We start from the raw sequence: 1,747 nt of genomic DNA on the forward strand, positions 1-1,747 counted from the left end.
ATGGTGGAACTCCTGTCGTCAGAAGGGGTGTGCGAGAGGGTCGTGCCAGCGCGGAGCGCCGAGCCCGGCTACACCCGGATGACGCAGAGAGCGACGCGTGGTGGAGACCACCGCGACGCGGACACATAGATGTTCGCCACCACGCCGGACGTCTCGACCTGCAGGTCGGCCGTGGTCCCCGAACGGCGCAGCAGCAGGGCGAGCCCGGCCAGGGCGACCCCGACCAGGGCGATCACGCAGCCCGCAGCCAGGTCGTGGTGCTCTGCAGGCGCAGGTCGGTGCGGGGCGTGTCCGAGGTCCGTGCTCGCCCCACCCCTGGGCTCGGCCACGCCGGAGTGCCCAGCAGCGGCGTCGACGTGGGTGACGACAGTGCCGGGGACCCCGTGCTGCTGCCCCGGAGGGGTGCCCGCCTGGGCGGACACCGCGAGGAAGCCGTGCATCGTGAAGAAGCCCGCGGCGAAGATCAGCAGCACGCCCAGGTGCGCCCACCGGCTCACCCGCCCGCTCCGGAACCCGCTCGGCTGCACCGCCCCAGGCTACGGCGAGCAACGGACACGGGTCTGGGCAGCAGGGCCTGCAGCGAGGGCCCCGCCCCTCGGGCAGCGCAGCGACGAGGGCGAGCCGAGGCGACGCGGGTGCGGCGCCGAGTGCCGCCGGCGAGTGACGCGCTCCCCGACCGCCGCAGTGAGGGTGTTCGTGCGGGTCAGGCGGGCACTCGGTGGGGTGAGTGACGGGACTTGAACCCGCGACATCCGCGACCACAACGCGGCGCTCTACCAGCTGAGCTACACCCACCACGGCCGTGTCGCCCGGGGCGCGCACGGCTGCGTGGAGAAGTGTAGCCGCCCCTCGGCCGTGCCCGCGCCGGGCGCAGGCGCCACCCCGGGCGCCGCCTGGACCGCCGGTCCCGGGCCGCACGTCGGAGCCCGGCGTTCAGGTTGCGTTCACGTACGGTTCAGGTATGGCACGGGACCCCGCCCTCGTCGACGTCACGCCGGCGTCGCCCCGCACGGGGCCCGTCCGCGGACCCGGCACCGAGCGGGTCGTGACGACGCTGGGTCGCCCGGTCGCGGTCGTCACCCTGACCGTCACCGTCGTGCTGTCGGCCCTCAGCGCCGCGACCGTGCTGCACGACACCACCAGCGAGTGGTTCCGCGCGCTGAGCGTGGGCGGCGAGGCCAACGTCCCGTCCTGGTGGAGCGCGACGCTGCTGCTCGCCTGCAGCGTGGTGTGCGTGCTCGTCGCCGTGCTCCACGCGGGCGGCTGGCGCCCCGGTCGCGGCATGTTCCTGCTCGTGGCCGCGGGCTTCGCGGCCCTGTCGCTGGACGAGACCGCGTCGCTGCACGAGCGCCTCGGCTACGTCGCCTACTGGGCCCGGGATGCCTTCGGTGTGCCGATCCCGACCTACGCGTGGGTGGGGCCGGGCCTGGTCGTCGCGCTCGTCGTCGGCTTCTTCTTCGCACGCTGGCTGCTGCAGCTGCCCCGCGACGTCGTGCGCCTGGTGGGGGCGGGTGCGGTGCTCGTCGTGGTGGGTGCGTTCGGCCTGGAGGCCGCCGCCGGTCTCGCGTGGCAGAGCGGGTCGCTGGGGATGATGTACGCGCTCACGGCGCTGGAGGAGCTGTTCGAGACCGTCGGCATGGTCCTCGCGCTGCTCGGGCTGCTGCGCCTGCTGCGCGTGGTCACGGTCCCGACCGGAGCCGGGCTGCGCCGCACGCTCGCGCTGCTCGACGGGCTCGCTCCCTGAGCG

General features: G+C 74.5%; 2 protein-coding genes and 1 tRNA gene. 1 reads left to right on the plus strand and 2 read right to left on the minus strand.

Annotated features, from left to right (window positions below):
- Positions 1-68: 68 nt before the first annotated feature.
- A complete protein-coding gene (locus ACTUAL_RS30815; RefSeq protein WP_440902690.1) occupies positions 69-527 on the minus strand; it encodes a hypothetical protein in 459 nt (152 codons plus the stop codon).
- Positions 528-719: 192 nt separating this feature from the next.
- A tRNA-His gene (locus tag ACTUAL_RS30820) sits at positions 720-795 on the minus strand.
- Positions 796-961: 166 nt separating this feature from the next.
- On the opposite strand from ACTUAL_RS30820, the gene ACTUAL_RS30825 reads away from it, so the two are divergent.
- Complete coding sequence (locus ACTUAL_RS30825; RefSeq protein ID WP_440902691.1) at positions 962-1,744, plus strand: hypothetical protein; 783 nt, start codon at positions 962-964, stop codon at positions 1,742-1,744.
- The last annotated feature ends 3 nt before the right edge of the window (positions 1,745-1,747 follow it).

The organism is Actinosynnema sp. (assembly GCF_052038725.1).

What these genes read in the sequence shown, in the direction of transcription:
- ACTUAL_RS30825 (WP_440902691.1), top strand. Translation starts at nt 962, where the DNA reads ATGGCACGGGACCCCGCCCTCGTCGACGTCACGCCGGCGTCGCCCCGC.